Annotated in this window: 17 protein-coding genes; 14 read left to right on the top strand and 3 right to left on the bottom strand. The window is 62.6% G+C overall.

The window, feature by feature from the left end:
* Positions 1 to 108: 108 nt before the first annotated feature.
* The 4 genes from trxB to infA all read left to right on the top strand — a co-directional run bounded on the left by trxB (position 109) and on the right by infA (position 2,864).
* On the top strand, positions 109 to 1,059 hold the full coding sequence (trxB, locus tag G4G71_RS14435; protein ID WP_169938621.1) for a thioredoxin-disulfide reductase: 951 nt from the start codon (positions 109 to 111) through the stop codon (positions 1,057 to 1,059).
* Positions 1,060 to 1,095: 36 nt separating this feature from the next.
* Complete coding sequence (gene aat, locus G4G71_RS14430) at positions 1,096 to 1,800, top strand: leucyl/phenylalanyl-tRNA--protein transferase (protein ID WP_169938619.1); 705 nt, start codon at positions 1,096 to 1,098, stop codon at positions 1,798 to 1,800.
* Positions 1,801 to 1,831: 31 nt separating this feature from the next.
* Positions 1,832 to 2,539: an arginyltransferase gene (locus G4G71_RS14425; protein ID WP_169938617.1), complete on the top strand. Its 708-nt coding sequence runs from the start codon at positions 1,832 to 1,834 to the stop codon at positions 2,537 to 2,539.
* Between the two features lie 106 nt (positions 2,540 to 2,645).
* On the top strand, positions 2,646 to 2,864 hold the full coding sequence (gene infA, locus G4G71_RS14420; RefSeq protein WP_002553999.1) for a translation initiation factor IF-1: 219 nt from the start codon (positions 2,646 to 2,648) through the stop codon (positions 2,862 to 2,864).
* A gap of 85 nt (positions 2,865 to 2,949) precedes the next feature.
* On the opposite strand, the gene clpA is transcribed toward infA, so the two are convergent.
* Both clpA and clpS read right to left on the bottom strand, forming a co-directional pair.
* Complete coding sequence (clpA, locus tag G4G71_RS14415; RefSeq protein ID WP_169938615.1) at positions 2,950 to 5,223, bottom strand: ATP-dependent Clp protease ATP-binding subunit ClpA; 2,274 nt, start codon at positions 5,221 to 5,223, stop codon at positions 2,950 to 2,952.
* Between the two features lie 28 nt (positions 5,224 to 5,251).
* Positions 5,252 to 5,614, bottom strand: coding sequence for an ATP-dependent Clp protease adapter ClpS (gene clpS, locus G4G71_RS14410; protein ID WP_169938613.1), 363 nt, complete (start codon positions 5,612 to 5,614; stop codon positions 5,252 to 5,254).
* Positions 5,615 to 5,842: 228 nt separating this feature from the next.
* On the opposite strand from clpS, the gene cspD reads away from it, so the two are divergent.
* Complete coding sequence (gene cspD, locus G4G71_RS14405) at positions 5,843 to 6,118, top strand: cold shock domain-containing protein CspD (protein ID WP_054909436.1); 276 nt, start codon at positions 5,843 to 5,845, stop codon at positions 6,116 to 6,118.
* A gap of 73 nt (positions 6,119 to 6,191) precedes the next feature.
* Here the strand turns inward: cspD and icd are convergent, their stop codons facing one another.
* The gene (gene icd, locus G4G71_RS14400) at positions 6,192 to 7,445 is read right to left on the bottom strand and encodes an NADP-dependent isocitrate dehydrogenase (protein WP_169938612.1); all 1,254 of its coding nucleotides are present in this window, start codon (positions 7,443 to 7,445) and stop codon (positions 6,192 to 6,194) included.
* Positions 7,446 to 7,802: 357 nt separating this feature from the next.
* Here icd and G4G71_RS14395 point away from each other — a divergent pair, with 357 nt between their 5' ends.
* The 9 genes from G4G71_RS14395 to G4G71_RS14355 all read left to right on the top strand — a co-directional run bounded on the left by G4G71_RS14395 (position 7,803) and on the right by G4G71_RS14355 (position 16,994).
* Positions 7,803 to 10,025, top strand: coding sequence for an NADP-dependent isocitrate dehydrogenase (locus G4G71_RS14395; RefSeq protein WP_054909437.1), 2,223 nt, complete (start codon positions 7,803 to 7,805; stop codon positions 10,023 to 10,025).
* A gap of 103 nt (positions 10,026 to 10,128) precedes the next feature.
* The gene (locus tag G4G71_RS14390) at positions 10,129 to 10,572 is read left to right on the top strand and encodes an NUDIX hydrolase (protein ID WP_169938610.1); all 444 of its coding nucleotides are present in this window, start codon (positions 10,129 to 10,131) and stop codon (positions 10,570 to 10,572) included.
* 71 nt (positions 10,573 to 10,643) lie between these two features.
* Complete coding sequence (mnmA, locus tag G4G71_RS14385; protein ID WP_169938608.1) at positions 10,644 to 11,771, top strand: tRNA 2-thiouridine(34) synthase MnmA; 1,128 nt, start codon at positions 10,644 to 10,646, stop codon at positions 11,769 to 11,771.
* Positions 11,768 to 12,388 (top strand): high frequency lysogenization protein HflD, encoded by a 621-nt coding sequence (hflD, locus tag G4G71_RS14380; RefSeq protein WP_169938606.1) that lies wholly within the window; start codon positions 11,768 to 11,770, stop codon positions 12,386 to 12,388. The genes mnmA and hflD overlap by 4 nt, the downstream gene beginning before the upstream one ends.
* A gap of 96 nt (positions 12,389 to 12,484) precedes the next feature.
* Entirely contained in the window at positions 12,485 to 13,855 is a 1,371-nt protein-coding gene (gene purB, locus G4G71_RS14375) for an adenylosuccinate lyase (RefSeq protein ID WP_169938604.1), read from the top strand.
* Positions 13,856 to 13,915: 60 nt separating this feature from the next.
* Positions 13,916 to 15,091, top strand: coding sequence for a ribosomal protein uL16 3-hydroxylase (locus G4G71_RS14370; RefSeq protein WP_169938601.1), 1,176 nt, complete (start codon positions 13,916 to 13,918; stop codon positions 15,089 to 15,091).
* Positions 15,084 to 15,512 (top strand): GNAT family N-acetyltransferase, encoded by a 429-nt coding sequence (locus G4G71_RS14365; protein ID WP_054909440.1) that lies wholly within the window; start codon positions 15,084 to 15,086, stop codon positions 15,510 to 15,512. Before G4G71_RS14370 ends, G4G71_RS14365 begins: the two co-directional genes overlap by 8 nt.
* A gap of 37 nt (positions 15,513 to 15,549) precedes the next feature.
* The gene (locus tag G4G71_RS14360; protein WP_169938599.1) at positions 15,550 to 16,176 is read left to right on the top strand and encodes a DUF7931 domain-containing protein; all 627 of its coding nucleotides are present in this window, start codon (positions 15,550 to 15,552) and stop codon (positions 16,174 to 16,176) included.
* Positions 16,173 to 16,994: a secretin N-terminal domain-containing protein gene (locus G4G71_RS14355; RefSeq protein WP_420825999.1), complete on the top strand. Its 822-nt coding sequence runs from the start codon at positions 16,173 to 16,175 to the stop codon at positions 16,992 to 16,994. The genes G4G71_RS14360 and G4G71_RS14355 overlap by 4 nt, the downstream gene beginning before the upstream one ends.
* Positions 16,995 to 17,426 lie beyond the last annotated feature (432 nt).

Below are 17,426 nucleotides of genomic sequence, written 5' to 3'. Positions count from 1 at the left end.
CTTTTGCCGGCTTTCCGGGGTTCGGTGTAGCATAGCCCAACACCGATTTTCGGCTGCTCAATTGGAGCATGCATTCTCTTACGTGACAAAGGCTTATGGAGTCTTTTTATGAGTGAAGTCAAGCATTCGCGCCTGATCATCCTGGGCTCCGGCCCCGCGGGTTATACCGCGGCCGTGTATGCCGCGCGCGCCAACCTCAAGCCTGTTGTCATCACCGGCATCCAGCCCGGCGGCCAGCTCACCACCACCACCGAAGTCGACAACTGGCCCGGCGACGTCGAAGGCCTGACCGGCCCCGCACTGATGCAGCGTATGGAGCAGCATGCCAAGCGTTTCGACACCGAGATCGTCTACGACCACATCCACACCGCCGAGTTGCAGCAGAAGCCCTTCACCCTCAAGGGCGACAGCGGGACCTACAGCTGCGACGCACTGATCATCGCCACTGGCGCCTCAGCCCAGTACCTGGGCATGTCCTCGGAAGAGGCCTTCATGGGCAAGGGCGTATCCGCCTGCGCCACCTGCGACGGCTTCTTCTATCGCAACCAGGTCGTCTGCGTGGTCGGTGGCGGCAACACCGCCGTGGAAGAAGCGCTGTACCTGTCCAACATCGCCAAGGAAGTCCACCTGATCCACCGCCGCGACAAGCTGCGCTCGGAGAAGATCCTGCAGGACAAGCTGTTCGAAAAAGCCAGGAACGGCAACGTGCGCCTGCACTGGAACACCACCCTGGACGAAGTCCTGGGCGACAACATGGGCGTCGTGGGCGTACGCCTGAAGGACGCCAACAGCGGCGAAACCCGCCAGCTTGACCTCGCCGGCGTGTTCATCGCCATCGGCCACAAACCCAACACCGACCTGTTCAAGGGCCAGTTGGAGATGCATGACGGCTACCTGAAGATCAAGGGCGGCGCCGAAGGCAACGCGACCCTGACCAGCATCGACGGCGTGTTCGCCGCTGGCGACGTGGCCGACCACGTCTATCGCCAGGCGATCACTTCTGCCGGCGCCGGCTGCATGGCCGCGCTGGACGCCGAAAAGTTCCTCGACGACAACTGATCGGTGCAAGGGGAGGCTCGCCCTCCCCTCCTCCCTATGCTCAAGTGGCTTTCCCGCAGCAATTTCGACTTTCCACCCCTCGACAAGGCCCTGCGCGAGCCCAACGGCCTGCTCGCGGCCGGCGGCGACCTCAACCCGCAGCGCCTGATCCAGGCCTACCGCCACGGTTGCTTCCCCTGGTTCCAGGACGGGCAACCCATCCTCTGGTGGTCGCCCGACCCACGCACCGTGCTATTCCCCGAAGAACTGCACGTCTCCCGCAGCCTCGCCAAGTTCATCCGCCAGCAGCAGTACCAGGTCACCATCGACCAGGCTTTCGAGCGGGTCATCCACGGCTGCGCCGGCCCGCGCGATTACGCGGACGGCACCTGGATCACCACACCGATGCAGGATGCCTATTGCCAGCTGCACCGACTGGGCGTCGCCCACTCGGCCGAAGCTTGGCAAGGCAATGACCTGGTCGGAGGCCTCTACGGCCTGGCCATCGGCCGCCTGTTCTTCGGCGAGTCCATGTTCAGCCGCGCCGACAATGCCTCCAAGGTGGCCTTCGTGACCCTGGTGCAGCGCATGAAGGCAGCCGGCTTCGTGCTGATCGATTGCCAGATGCCGACCCAGCATCTGCACAGCTTTGGCGCCCGAGCCATTTCCCGCGGCGAGTTCGCCAGCTACCTGCGCCGTCATCTCGACGAAACACCTTCGCAGGACTGGACTTCGCAAGCGGACCTGCTCAGCCTGTCTTAAACTTGCCTGAGGGACCTCGCAGGGGTTGAAGATGACCGAGCTCGCCCGCCTGAAGTTTTACGCCACACAACCGCATCCATGCAGCTATCTGCCCGAAGAACAGGCGACCACCCTGTTCCTCGACCCCAGCCAGCCCATGGATGCGCAGTTGTACGCCTCGCTGTCAGAGGTTGGCTTCCGGCGCAGCGGCGAACACCTCTACCGGCCGCACTGCCAGCATTGCACCGCCTGCATCCCCGCGCGCATCCCCGCAGCCGGATTCCAGCCGAGCCGCCAGCAGAAGCGCATCATCAAGCGTAACGCCGATCTGGAAGTGATTCGCAAGCGCCCGGCCTTCACCGAAGAGTACTATGCGCTGTACATGCGCTACATCGAGCAGCGCCACGCCGATGGAGACATGTACCCACCCAGCCGCGACCAATTCGCCACCTTCCTGGTGCGCGACCTGCCGTTCAGCTGTTTCTTCGAGTTCCGCCTGCACGGCCGCCTGCTCGCCGTCGCCGTGACCGACGTGCTGCCCAACGGCCTTTCCGCCGTCTACACCTTCTACGACCCGGACGAAGAACGCCGCAGCCTGGGACGCTTCGCCATCCTCTGGCAGGTCGGCGAGACCGAGCGACTGGGCCTGCACGCCGTCTATCTCGGGTACTGGATAAAGAACTGCCGCAAGATGAACTACAAGACCCAGTACCGACCGATCGAACTTTTCGTGAATCAGCGCTGGGTCGCATTGAACTGACCCGAAAACACCCATTGGCGTTGTGGGGCGATTTCAGGCACACTATGTGCCTTTTTTAATGACCTGAAACACTTCAGGCAATCTTAGATACCGAGGGTTCTACTGCATGTCGAAAGAAGACAGCTTCGAAATGGAAGGCACTGTCGTCGACACCCTGCCCAACACCATGTTCCGCGTGGAGTTGGAAAACGGGCACGTCGTTACCGCGCACATCTCCGGGAAGATGCGCAAGAATTACATCCGCATCCTGACCGGCGACAAAGTTCGCGTTGAACTGACGCCCTACGACCTCTCCAAGGGTCGCATCACCTACCGCGCTCGCTGATAGACGGTAGGTGCCGGTACAAACCGGCACACAGAAAAACGCCCGGCATTGCCGGGCGTTTTTGTTTGGGCCTTACTTTTCAACGTCAGGCCGGTTCTGCAGCGATCACCTCGAACTCGAAGGCCAGCTCGCCATCCTTCAGATCCACATGAGCCACGCCACCGTGCTCAGCCAGCTCGCCGAACAGGATCTCCTCGGCCAATGGCCGCTTGATCTTGTCCTGGATAAGCCGCGCCATCGGGCGGGCGCCCATCTGTGGGTCGTAGCCCTTGTCCGCCAGCCAGACGCGCGCCGAGTCGCTGACCTCGATCTGCACGTGCTTGTCCTCCAGCTGCGCCTGCAGCTCGGTGAGGAACTTGTCAACGATGCTCTTGATGGTCTCGTGGCTCAGACGACCGAACTGGATGATGGTATCCAGGCGGTTGCGGAACTCCGGCGTGAAGCTCTTCTTGATCACTTCCATGGCGTCACTGGTGTGATCCTGCTGCGTGAAGCCGATGGAGGCCCGCGCCGCGGTTTCCGCGCCAGCGTTGGTGGTCATGATCAGGATGACGTTGCGGAAGTCCGCCTTGCGCCCGTTATTGTCGGTCAGGGTACCGTGGTCCATCACCTGCAGCAGCAGGTTGAAGACCTCCGGGTGCGCCTTCTCGATCTCATCCAGCAGCAGCACGCAGTGCGGCGTCTTGGTGATCGCTTCGGTGAGCAGACCACCCTGGTCGAAACCAACGTAGCCCGGAGGCGCGCCGATCAAGCGGGACACAGTATGCCGCTCCATGTACTCGGACATGTCGAAGCGCACCAGCTCAACGCCCAGCGCCTTGGCCAACTGGCGAGCCACCTCGGTCTTGCCGACCCCGGTCGGGCCGGAGAAGAGGAAGGAACCCACCGGCTTGTCCGGCGACTTGAGGCCGGCGCGTGACAGCTTGATGGCAGTGGACAGCGACTCGATGGCCGCCGCCTGACCGAACACAGTCAGCTTCAGGTCGCGCTCAAGGTTGCGCAGCAGCTCCTTGTCGGAGCTGGAGACGTGCTTGGGCGGAATCCGCGCGATCTTCGCCACGATGTCCTCGACCTGCGGGACCTCGATGCGCTTCACGCGTTTCTCTTCCGGCTGCAGACGCTGGTAGGCGCCCGCCTCATCGATCACGTCGATGGCCTTGTCGGGCATGTGCCGGTCATTGATGTAGCGCGCAGCCAGCTCAGCAGCAGCGCGCAGAGCCTCATCGCTGTACTCGATATGGTGGTGCTGCTCGAACCGCGGCTTGAGACCCTTGAGGATGCCGATGGTGTCCTCGACGGACGGCTCGGTGACGTCGACCTTCTGGAAGCGACGCGCCAGTGCGCGATCCTTCTCGAAGATGCCGCGGAACTCCTGGAAGGTGGTGGAACCGATGCAGCGAATCTCGCCGGAGGACAGCAGCGGCTTGAGCAGGTTGGAGGCGTCCATCACACCACCCGATGCTGCACCGGCGCCGATGATGGTGTGGATCTCATCGATGAACAGCACCGCGTGCGGACGCTTGCGCAGTTCATTGAGCAGCGCCTTGAAGCGCTTCTCGAAGTCGCCGCGGTACTTGGTGCCCGCCAGCAGCGCGCCCAGGTCCAGGGAGTAGACGACGCTGTCGGACAGCAGGTCCGGCACCTGGCCATCGACAATGCGCTTGGCCAGGCCTTCGGCGATGGCGGTCTTGCCGACACCGGCCTCGCCCACCAGCAGCGGGTTGTTCTTGCGGCGACGAGCCAGTATCTGCGCGACGCGCTCGACTTCCGACTCGCGACCGACCAGCGGGTCGATACGCCCCTGGCGCGCCAGGTCGTTCAGGTTGCTGGCATAGGCATCCAGCGGATGACTGGAAGTGGAGGACTCGCCGCCCTCCTCGTCCTGCATCTCCTGCTCGCTGTCCTGGTGCTCGGCATGGCCCGGCACCTTGGAGATACCGTGGGCGATGTAGTTGACCACGTCGATCCGTGCGACGCTCTGCTGCTTGAGCAGGAACACCGCCTGGCTTTCCTGCTCGCTGAAGATCGCGACCAGCACGTTAGCGCCGGTGACTTCGCGCTTGCCGGAACTCTGCACGTGGAATACGGCACGCTGCAGGACGCGCTGGAAGCCCAGGGTTGGCTGAGTTTCGCGATCCTCGTCGTGCTGGGGGATCAGCGGCGTGGTGGAATCGATGAACTCCTGCAAGTCTCTCCGCAGCTTGTCCAGATTCGCACCGCACGCCTTCAGAACCGTCGCGGCAGCCTCATTATCAAGAAGCGCCAACAGCAAGTGCTCAACGGTCATGAACTCATGCCGCTTCGCCCGCGCCTCCTTGAAGGCGAGATTGAGGGTGACTTCGAGCTCTCGATTCAACATGACTTCACCTCGCTCCCAAACATCCGCATCAACCTTCTATCTCAATTTCGCACAACAGTGGATGTTGGCTCTCCCTCGCATATTGATTGACCTGCATGGCTTTGGTTTCCGCGACATCACGGGTAAAGGTCCCGCAGTTCGCCTTGCCCTGGGTATGCACAGTCAACATGACCTTGGTTGCCTGCTCTCGGTTCATGTTGAAGTACAGCTCGAGCACCTCAACCACGAAATCCATCGGGGTGTAGTCATCGTTGAACATGATGACCCGATACATGGACGGCGCTTTCAGAGCTGGCTTGGCTTCCTCAACCGCCAACCCCGTTCCGCCGTCTTCCAATGGATCCGGGCGGTCCTGATTGAATGTTAGTCGAATCTGGCTACTTGCATGCATGCTGGAATAAAAGCTTTGCGAGTGGGTGAATGAGTGGGCCGGCCGGAGTTTGAATCGCCTCTCAGGCCCAGACGACGCCGCCTTGACTAACGGCAAAAGGGTGTTACAACCAAAGGATACCCCCCGGAGGGTATCAGGAGTTCCGGACGCCAGTCTTTACAAAAAGGCATAGCGGAATAGTAGTGGATGATACTCCAGCGATGGAGTCCTTTGCAGAGGGATATCAGCATGCTCAGCGGTAAGGTCAAGTGGTTCAACAACGCCAAGGGCTACGGTTTCATCCTGGCTGATGGCCGAGATGAGGACCTGTTTGCTCACTACTCGGCAATCCAGATGGATGGCTACAAGACACTCAAGGCCGGCCAACCCGTCAGTTTCGAGATTCTGCAAGGTCCGAAGGGGTTGCACGCAGTGAACATCCAGCCCGTCAACGCCAATGCATCCACCCCATCCGCACAAGCTGCCCCGAGCAGCGAGGTACAGAACCTCACGGCGGAAGCCTGATTCGTCAAGGATCAGACGAAACGAAAAAGGCCGGCAGCACGCCGGCCTTTTTCATGGGTGAAGAACCACCCGGTTACATCTTGGCGATGATCGCGTCGCCGAACTCGGAGCAGGACAGCAGCTTGGCGCCGTCCATCAGACGTTCGAAGTCGTAGGTGACGGTTTTCGCGGCAATGGCACCGTTCACGCCATCGATGATCAGGTCGGCCGCTTCCGGCCAGCCCATGTGGCGCAGCATCATCTCGGCGGAGAGGATCACCGAACCCGGGTTGACCTTGTCCAGACCGGCGTACTTGGGCGCAGTACCGTGCGTCGCCTCGAACATGGCCACCGAATCGGAAAGGTTGGCACCCGGCGCGATGCCGATACCACCCACTTCCGCCGCCAGGGCGTCGGACAAGTAGTCGCCGTTCAGGTTGAGGGTAGCGATCACATCGTACTCGGCCGGGCGCAGCAGGATCTGCTGCAGCATGGCGTCGGCGATCACGTCCTTCACCACGATGTTCTTGCCGGTAGCGGGATTCTTGAACTGCATCCACGGGCCGCCGTCGAGCAGTTGGGCACCGAACTCGTCGCGGGCGATCTCGTAGCCCCAGTCCTTGAACGCACCCTCGGTGAATTTCATGATGTTGCCCTTGTGGACGATGGTGACCGAATCACGATCATTGTCCACGGCGTACTGCAGGGCCTTGCGCACCAGGCGCTTGGTGCCTTCCTGGGAAACCGGCTTGATGCCGATGCCGCAGTTGTCGGTGAAGCGGATCTTCTTGACGCCCATTTCCTCGGTGAGGAATTTGATGACCTTCTGGGCCTCGGGGGAGCCGGCCTTCCATTCGACGCCGGCGTAGATGTCTTCGGAGTTCTCGCGGAAGATCACCATGTCCACATCGCCGGGCTTCTTCACCGGGCTGGGCACGCCTTCGAACCAGCGCACCGGGCGCAGGCAGACATAGAGATCGAGTTGCTGACGCAGGGCCACATTGAGGGAGCGGATGCCGCCACCGACCGGCGTGGTCAGCGGGCCCTTGATGGACACAACATAGTCGCGAACGGCATCCAGGGTTTCCTGGGGCAGCCAAGTGTCCTGGTCATAGACCTGGGTGGCCTTTTCGCCTGCGTAGACTTCCATCCACGCAATCTTGCGGTCGCCTTTGTAGGCTTTCTCGACGGCAGCGTCGACGACCTTGATCATGACCGGACTGATATCGACACCAATGCCATCACCCTCGATGAAGGGGATGATCGGGTTCTTCGGTACATTCAAGGACATATCGGCGTTGACGGTGATTTTGTCACCGGCCGGCACCTGGATCTTTTGGTATCCCATGCTGAACTCCGCTTTTTGGTTGAAACCTTCTTGCAGCCACTGAGGGTAGCTCACAAGTCGGTAATCGAACTACATCATTCCTTAGTCTAAAAAAGGGACACGCTTCACCCTGCCTTTAGGGTGGTATACTGGCCGTCATGACTTAATGGTCATCGAGGTCCGAGCAGTCTGGGACCAGACTCTCTCCTCGCAGCGGCGCACGTCCCCACCAGGATCCCGCCGTACAACGCTCTACTGGCGCCCCAATATCCCCGCGGCAAATCTCGAAGGTCGGTCAACCACTTCGTTGAACGCAAGCGTGTACCAACGCGATTCGAGACTCTGTGCGCGCCCAGCAAAGAAGAGAGTTAGAACGAGATGTCCATCCGCTCGAAGATCACCTACACCTTCACCGACGAAGCACCCGCCCTTGCCACCTATTCGCTTCTTCCTATCGTAAAAGCCTTTGCCGCTTCCGCCGGCATCGACGTCGAGACCCGCGACATCTCTCTTTCGGGCCGTATCCTGGCCTCCTTCGCTGACAAGCTCGGCGACAAGGCCATCGAAGACGATCTGGCCTACCTGGCCCAACTGGCCACCGACGCAAAAGCCAACATCATCAAGCTGCCGAACATCTCCGCTTCGGTACCGCAACTCAAGGGCGCCATCGCCGAGCTGCAGAAGCTGGGCTACGCCATTCCGGACTTCCCGGAAGACCCGCAGACCGACGAAGAGAAAGACACCCGCGCCCGCTACGCCAAGGTTCTGGGCAGCGCCGTGAACCCGGTCCTGCGCGAAGGCAACTCCGACCGTCGCGCCCCGGCCGCCGTGAAGGCCTACGCCCGCAAGCACCCGCACAGCATGGGCAAGTGGAGCATGGCTTCGCGCTCCCACGCCGACTACATGCGTGGCGGCGACTTCTTCTCCAGCGAGCAGTCGGTCACCATTCCGAAGGCCGGTGAAGTCCGTATCGAGTTCGTCGGCAAGGACGGCAAGGTCGAGACCAAGAAGACCCTGAAGATGCAGGACGGCGAAGTCCTCGACAGCATGTTCATGAGCTGCAGCAAACTGCGCGCCTTCTTCGAGAAGACCCTGCAGGACTGCAAGGAAACCGGCGTCATGTGGTCCCTGCACGTCAAGGCCACCATGATGAAGATCTCCCACCCGATCGTCTTCGGCCACGCCGTCACCGTCTACTACAAGGACGTGTTCGAGAAGTACGGCCAGCTGTTCGAAGAGCTGGGCGTGAACCCGAACAACGGCATCTCCAGCGTCTACGACAAGATCAAGTCGCTGCCGGCCTCGCAGCAGGAAGAAATCCTGCACGACATCCACGAGGTGTACAGCCACCGCCCGGAAATGGCGATGGTCGACTCGGTCAAGGGCATCACCAACCTGCACATCCCCAGCGACGTGATCGTCGACGCCTCCATGCCGGCCATGATCCGCAACTCGGGTCAGATGTGGGGCAAGGACGGCAAGCAGAAAGACACCAAAGCGGTAATGCCGGAAAGCACCTACGCCCGCATCTACCAGGAAATGATCAACTTCTGCAAAACCAACGGCGCGTTCGACCCGACCACCATGGGCAGCGTACCGAACGTCGGCCTGATGGCGCAGAAGGCCGAGGAATACGGCTCCCACGACAAGACCTTCGAACTGGAAGCTGACGGCGTGATGCGCGTTGTCGACGCCGACGGCAAGGTCCTGATGCAGCACGAAGTGCAGGCCGGCGACATCTGGCGTGCCTGCCAGACCAAAGACGCCCCGATCCGTGACTGGGTCAAGCTGGCCGTTACCCGCGCCCGCGCTTCCAACACCCCGGCCATCTTCTGGCTGGACCCGGAGCGCGCCCACGACAACGAGCTGCGCAAGAAGGTCGAGCTGTACCTGAAGGACCACGACCTGACCGGCCTGGACATCAGCATCAAGGGCTACAACGAAGCCATCCGCACCAGCATGGAGCGTCAGCTGCGCGGCCTGGACACCATCTCGGTGACCGGCAACGTCCTGCGCGACTACCTGACCGACCTGTTCCCGATCATGGAGCTGGGCACCTCGGCCAAGATGCTGTCCATCGTTCCGCTGATGGCGGGCGGCGGCATGTACGAAACCGGCGCCGGCGGCTCGGCTCCGAAACACGTACAGCAGCTGGTGGAAGAGAACTACCTGCGCTGGGATTCCCTGGGCGAGTTCCTGGCTCTTGCCGTCTCCTTCGAAGAAGAAGGCATCAAGACCGACAACGCCAAGGCCAAGGTACTGGGCAAGACCCTGGACATCGCCACTGGCAAGCTGCTCGACAACAACAAGTCGCCGTCGCGCAAGATCGGTGAGATCGACAACCGCGGCAGCCACTTCTACCTGGCCATGTACTGGGCGCAGGCCCTGGCCGAGCAGAATGACGACGCCGAGCTGAAGGCTCACTTCGCCACCCTGGCCAAGACCCTGACCGAGAAGGAAGCGGCCATCGTCGCCGAACTGAACGGCGTTCAGGGCAAGCCGGCGGAAATCGGCGGCTACTACCGCTCCAACCCGGAACTGACCAGCCAAGTCATGCGTCCGAGCGCGACCTTCAACGCCGCGATCGACGCACTGGCGTAAGCCACTTCGCGTGACACCAGAACCCCCGGGCCCTCCCGGGGGTTCTGCTTTCTACGCCCCGCCACGTTAAACTCGCGCCCTTTCGAACCACGAGAACAGATTCATGCGCTGGCTAGCACACGTCACCGTCGCCACCATCGTCGAAGACCAGGGCCGCTTCCTGCTGGTGGAAGAAATGTCCGCTGACAAAAAACAGGTGTTCAACCAGCCGGCCGGCCACCTGGAAGCCAACGAAACGCTGCTCGAGGCCGCCGTGCGCGAAACCCTCGAGGAAACCGGCTGGGACGTGGAGTTGACCGCCGTCACCGGCATCTACCTCTATACCGCCCCCAGCAACGGCGTGACCTACCAGCGTGTCTGCTTCGCCGCCCGCCCTCTGCGCCATCACCCCGAACGCACGCTGGACGACGGCATCCTCGGCGCCCGCTGGCTGACCCGCGACGAACTGGCTGCCCAGCCAGAACGCTGGCGCAGTCACCTTGTGCTGCGCTGCATCGACGATTACCTGGCAGGCGGGCGCTTCCCGCTGGCCCTGATCCGCGACTGAGCCAAGCCCGAGCCTCTGCCGCTCGGCTCTGGTAGAATCCCCGCCTTTACCTGCACCCGTGATGCGCCACCATGCCTGACTCCCTGAAAGCCCCGCATAACACCCGCGTCATCGTCGGCATGTCCGGCGGCGTGGACTCCTCCGTCTCCGCCCTCCTCCTCAAGGAGCAGGGCTACCAGGTGGAAGGCCTGTTCATGAAGAACTGGGAAGAGGACGACGGTACCGAGTACTGCACCGCCATGACCGACCTGGCCGACGCCCAGGCGGTCTGCGACCGCATCGGCATCAAGCTGCACACCGCCAACTTCGCCGCGGAATACTGGGACAACGTCTTCGAGCACTTTCTCGAGGAGTACAAGGCCGGCCGCACGCCGAACCCGGACATCCTCTGCAACCGCGAGATCAAGTTCAAAGCCTTCCTCGACTACGCCGTCGCCCTGGGCGCCGACCTGATCGCCACCGGCCACTATGTGCGCCGCCGCGACGTCGACGGCCACAGCGAACTGCTCAAGGGCCTGGACCCGAACAAGGACCAGAGCTACTTCCTCCATGCCGTGGGCGGCGAGCAGATCGGCAAGACCCTGTTCCCGGTTGGCGAACTGGAAAAGCCCGAGGTCCGCGCCATCGCCGAGAAATACGGCCTGGCCACCGCGAAGAAGAAGGACTCCACCGGCATCTGCTTCATTGGCGAGCGTCGCTTCAGCGACTTCCTCAAGCAGTACCTGCCGGCCCAGCCGGGCAACATCGAGACTACCGACGGCACAGTGATCGGCGAGCATGTCGGCCTGATGTACCACACCATCGGCCAGCGCCAGGGACTGGGCATCGGCGGCCTGAAGAATGCCGATGACAGCCCCTGGTACGTGCTGGAGAAGGACCTGGTGCGCAACGTCCTGATCGTCGGCCAGGGCAACGATCATCCATGGCTGTTCTCCCGCGCCCTGCACGCCTCGCACATCTATTGGGTCAACCCCATCGACCTGGACCAGCCAAAGGCCCTGCGCGCCAAGGTACGTTACCGCCAGGCTGACCAGGACTGCGTGCTCGAGCGCACCGAGAGCGGCTACCGCGCCGTGTTTGACGAGCCGCAGCGCGCCGTGACCCCTGGCCAGTCCGTCGTCTTCTATGACGGCGAAGTCTGCCTCGGTGGCGGCGTCATCGAATCCGCTGAACCCGCGTTCGCTAAGGACCTTACATGAGCGATCTGCACGACCAGATCATCGCACTCTCCGGCGTCTTCGAAGCCGCCGCCCTGGTAGACCGCCTCGCCCGCACCGGCCAGGTTCCCGAAGCGCCGCTGGGCTGCATGCTCGGCAGCCTGCTGGTGCGCGACCCGAAGACCACCCTCGACGTCTACGGCGGCGACACCGCCAACCTGCGCGAGGGCTTCCGCGCCCTGGTCAGCGCTCTGGAGCGCGACCCGAACAGCCTGCAGCGCGAACCGCTGCGCTACGCCCTGTCGCTGATAGGCCTGGAGCGCCAACTGAACAAGCGCGACGACATGCTCGACATCATGGGCACCCGCCTGGACCAGATCCAGCAGCAGGTACAGCACTTCGGGCTGGTCCACGAGAACGTCATCGCCTCCTGCGCCGGCCTCTACCAGGACACCCTGAGCACCTTCCGTCAGCGCATCCAGGTCCACGGCGACATGCGTCACCTGCAGATCAATGCCAACGCCGCGCGCATCCGCGCCCTGCTGCTGGCCGGCATCCGCTCCGCGCGCCTGTGGCGACAGCTCGGCGGCAACCGCTGGCAGATGCTGTTTGCGCGAAAGAAAATGCTCAACGAGCTGCGCCCCCTGCTGCGCAGCTGAAGCATGCCCTTCCGGTCGCCGCAAGGGCGACCGGTTCGCGCCATTCGTGTATGATGTGCGCCCTTTTCGTTGACCGACAGCTACGAGAACGCCCCCATGCAGCTTTCCTCCCTTACCGCGGTTTCCCCCGTTGACGGCCGTTACGGCAGCAAAACCAGCGCCCTGCGTCCGATCTTCAGCGAATACGGCCTGATCCGTTTCCGCGTCCTGGTGGAGGTCCGCTGGTTGCAGCGTCTCGCCGCCCATGCCGGCATCCCTGAAGTAGCGCCCTTCTCCGCCGAAGCCAACGCTGTGCTGAACCAACTGGCCGACGACTTCCAGCTGGAGCACGCACAGCGCATCAAGGACATCGAGCGCACCACCAACCACGACGTCAAAGCCGTGGAATACCTGCTCAAGGAGCAGGCGGCCAAACTGCCGGAACTGGCCAAGGTCAGTGAGTTCATCCACTTCGCCTGCACCTCCGAGGACATCAACAACCTGTCCCACGCCCTGATGCTGCGCGAAGGCCGTGACACCGTGCTGCTGCCGCTGATGCGCCAGATCGCCGACTCCATCCGCGAGCTGGCGGTGAAATTCGCCGACGTGCCGATGCTCTCGCGCACCCACGGCCAACCGGCCTCCCCGACCACCCTGGGCAAGGAACTGGCCAACGTCGTCTACCGCCTGGAGCGCCAGATCAAGCAAGTCGCCTCGATCGAGCTGCTGGGCAAGATCAACGGCGCCGTGGGCAACTACAACGCCCACCTGTCCGCCTACCCGCAGGTCGACTGGGAAGCCAACGCCCGCGAATTCATCGAAGGCGACCTGGGCCTGAACTGGAACCCCTACACCACCCAGATCGAGCCGCACGACTACATCGCCGAGCTGTTCGACGCCATCGCGCGTTTCAACACCATCCTCATCGACTTCGACCGCGACGTCTGGGGCTACATCTCGCTGGGCTACTTCAAGCAGAAGACTGTCGCCGGCGAAATCGGCTCCTCGACCATGCCGCACAAGGTCAACCCGATCGACTTCGAGAACTCCGAAGGCAACCTGGGCATCGCCAACGCACTGTTCCAGCACCTGGCCAGCAAGCTGCCGATCTCCCGCTGGCAGCGCGACCTGACCGACTCCACCGTGCTGCGCAATCTGGGCGTTGGTTTCGCCCACAGCGTCATCGCCTACGAAGCCAGTCTCAAAGGCATCGGCAAGCTGGAGCTGAACGCCGCGCGCATCGCCGAAGACCTGGACGCCTGCTGGGAAGTACTGGCCGAGCCGGTGCAGACCGTCATGCGCCGCTACGGCATCGAGAACCCCTACGAGAAGCTCAAGGAGCTGACCCGCGGCAAAGGCATCAGCGCCGAGGCCCTGCAGGTCTTCATCGAAGGTCTCGACATGCCGGCCGAAGCCAAGGCCGAACTGAAGAAACTGACCCCCGCGAGCTACATTGGTAACGCTGCCGCCCAGGCCAAGCGCATCTGAGATTCGCCCCGACTTTGCACGCCCGGCTGTGCCGGGCGTTTTTGTTTCAAGGACTTAGACATGAATCCTGCTATTCCTCTTCAGCTTTTGGGCGGCATCAGCGCCGAAGAATTCCTCCGCGACTACTGGCAGAAGAAACCCCTGCTGGTGCGCCAGGCCATCCCCGACTTCAAGAGCCCGCTGGACCCTGACGAACTGGCCGGCCTCGCCCTGGAAGAGATGATCGAATCGCGCATCGTCGTCGAACACGGCGACAGCCCGTGGGAGCTGCGCCGCGGCCCGTTCCAGGAAGACACCTTCAGCCAGATGCCCGAGCGCGACTGGACCCTGCTGGTGCAGGCCGTCGACCAGTTCATCCCGGAAGTCGCCGAACTGCTGGAACACTTCAAGTTCCTGCCCAGCTGGCGTATCGACGACGTGATGATCAGCTACGCCGCACCGGGCGGCGGCGTCGGCCCGCACTTCGACAACTACGACGTATTCCTGCTGCAGGGCCACGGCCACCGCCGCTGGAAAGTCGGCCAGACCTGCGATGCCAGCAGCCCGATGCTGCCGCACGCCGACCTGCGCATCCTCGCCGAATTCGAAGAAAGCGCCGAATGGGTCCTGGAGCCCGGCGACATGCTCTATCTGCCGCCGCGCGTCGCCCACTACGGCATCGCCGAAGACGACTGCATGACCTACTCGGTTGGCTTCCGCGCCCCCAGCGCCGCCGAAGTGCTGACCCACTTCACCGACTTCCTCGCCCAGTTCCTTTCCGACGAAGAGCGTTACAGCGACGCCGGCATGGCCGCGATGAAAGGTGATTTCGACCAGCACCAGATCCAGCGCGACGCCCTCGACCGCCTGAAGAACCTGCTGCAGGAACACATGAGCGACGAGCGCCTGCTGCTCACCTGGTTCGGCCAGTTCATGACCGAGCCGCGCTACCCGGAACTGGTGGCCGGTGAGGAGATCGAGGAAGCCGACCTGACCGCCGCCATCGAAGAGGGCGAGGTCCTGATTCGCAACCCCAGCGCCCGCATGGCCTGGAGCGAAGTGGACGTCGGCCTGCTGCTGTTCGCCAGTGGCCAGACCGTGGTGCTGCCGGAAAAACTGCGCGACCTGCTCAAGCTGGTGTGCTCGGCGGAATCGCTGCACGAAGGGAATCTCGGCCAATGGCTGGCCGACGACGATGGGCGTAAGCTCATCGGAGAACTGATCAAACAGGGCAGTCTGGAGTTTGCCGATGAGTAGCAAGATCAGGGTTCGCGTGGCGGACTGGCAGAAGGATAATGCCGATCTGCGGCGCATTCGCGAGGCGGTGTTCATCGCTGAGCAATCGGTCCCGCCGGAACTCGAATGGGACGCCGAGGACGTCGAAGCCGTGCATTTCCTGGCTTTCGAAGGCGACTACGCCATCGGTACCGCCCGCCTCCTGCCGGACGGGCATATCGGCCGGGTATCGGTGCTCAAGGACTGGCGCGGCCTGAAGGTCGGCGACCTGCTGATGCGCGCCGCCATCGAGCAGGCCGAAAGCCAGGGGCTGAAACGCCAGCTGCTGACGGCACAGGTCTACGCCATTCCTTTCTACGAACGGCTAGGCTTCCAGGTAGCCAGCGGCGAATTCCTCGACGCCGGCCTGCCCCACGTGGACATGGTGCGCGAGAGCGCCTGAGCACCTGCCAGGCAAGCGCCAGACAGAAAGGAGCGATATGGAAAACGCCCCGGACAAAGACGACCTCCCGGTAGAACTGCCGGACATCGAGTTTCAGTCACCGGGGCGTTTTGCCGTCCACAACCCGCCCAGCGAAGCGCTGCCGCCCATCACCCTGGAGCCGGCACCCTTTCGCCTCGGCGAAGGCGATCAGCTGCACCGCTTCAGCAAGCCGGACGACGCCCGCGCACACGCCCTGGCGCTGATCCAGCAGGCACGCCGCACGCTTTATCTCTATACGCCCGACCTGGAACCCTGGCTGTACCATCACAGCAGCATCCAGGAGGCCTGCACGCAACTGCTGCTGGGCAATCCGCGCAACCGCCTGATGATCCTGGTGCGCGACAGCGCGCGCGCCGTGAAGGAAGGCCATCGCCTGCTCAACCTCAGCCGACGCCTGTCCAGCTACTGCCAGATCCGCCGGATCAACCCCGACTACCCGAGCGAGGAGCACGCCTTCCTGCTCGCCGACGACCGTGGCCTGCTGCTGCGCCCGGAGCCAGGCGAGTACGCCGGCTACGCGCACTACAACAACAGTGGTCGCGTCCGTCAATTGATCGCGCAATTCGAACAGACCTGGAACACCAGCGTCCTCGACCCGAACCTGCGGAGTTTCCTGATTTGAGCCTACACCCACTTCCCCTGATCCTTGCCTGCGCCTTCAGCTTCAGCTTCAGCGCCGTCGCGGCGCCGCGCACCGAGATCATCCCGCTCAACTACCGCACTGCCGAAGACGTGCTGCCGGTGGCACAGCAGGTATTGGGCAACGAAGGCCGGGTCACCGCCTACGGCAACCAACTGGTCGTAAATGCCGAACTCGCGAAGATCCGCGAACTGCAGCAGGTGCTCGAACAACTGGATACCCGCCCACACCAACTGCTGATCAGCCTCGACACCGTCGACGGCAGCCAGGGCAGCCAGAGCGGCTACTCGGTGAATGGATCAGTCAGCGCCGGCAATGTGGAGATCCAGTCCGGCCGCGGCGAAGTGAACGGCCGCGACCAGGTGCGCATCATCAACCGCTCCACCAGTAGCCGCGGCGGCGGCACCCAGCAGGTGCGCGCCACCGAGGGTTCGCCCGCCTTCATCCAGGTCGGCCAGAGCCAGCCGGTGACCAACGCCGGTGTAGGTCCCTACGGCCAGGTCTACAGCCAGACCGAGTACCGCGACGCCAACCAGGGCATGTACGTGACCGCGAGCCTCTCGGGGAACCTTGTGCACATCACCCTGAGCACCCGCAACGACCGCTTCAACGGCAACTACCAGGGATCGATGAACACCAGCTCGGCCGACACCCAGGTCAGCGGTCCGATTGGCCAGTGGATCGAAATCGGCGGCGTCAGCGAAAGCAACCAGAGTACCCAGGGCGGCTACACCCGCCAGTACAGCACCCAGGGCCGTAACGACAGCAGTCTGCGGGTGAAGGTCGAAGTGCTCGACTAATCCTTCCGTAGGTGACCTGCCAGTCCTCGTTAGACCTTCGTGTAGTAGTCCAAAAAAAACACTACAAAACGTTTGACGAACGCTCGTTTGAAAGTGCATGATGGCCTCGCTCCCGCTAACCAGAGGGCCTCAAAGCCCTCCGGATCGTGCCAACGGCCTACCCGTCGCGCCGGTTCGTGTTGTTAAGCCCACAAGGCGGATCGACGAGGTTGCGACTGGCAAGAGGTTGTCCTGAGGGACGGGGAAGCAAGCCTAAGCAACAGCACGAAGTGACGGATTCAGCCGTCCACCATCGCCCAACGGCTGCCACGAGCCGGCAAGCGATTCTGGATGTCACCGCTGCAGTCACGAGTCTGTACGCCGCGCCACCCCACTCCTCCAGCGTCATTCCTTCTTTCGGTCGCCCCTTCGCCATCCCGCGGCGAGCAACCC

It is taken from the genome of Pseudomonas multiresinivorans (assembly GCF_012971725.1).
GTDB lineage: Bacteria > Pseudomonadota > Gammaproteobacteria > Pseudomonadales > Pseudomonadaceae > Pseudomonas > Pseudomonas multiresinivorans.
Note: the sequence above shows the minus strand (reverse complement) of the source record. Positions and strands in the feature narration are given on the sequence as shown.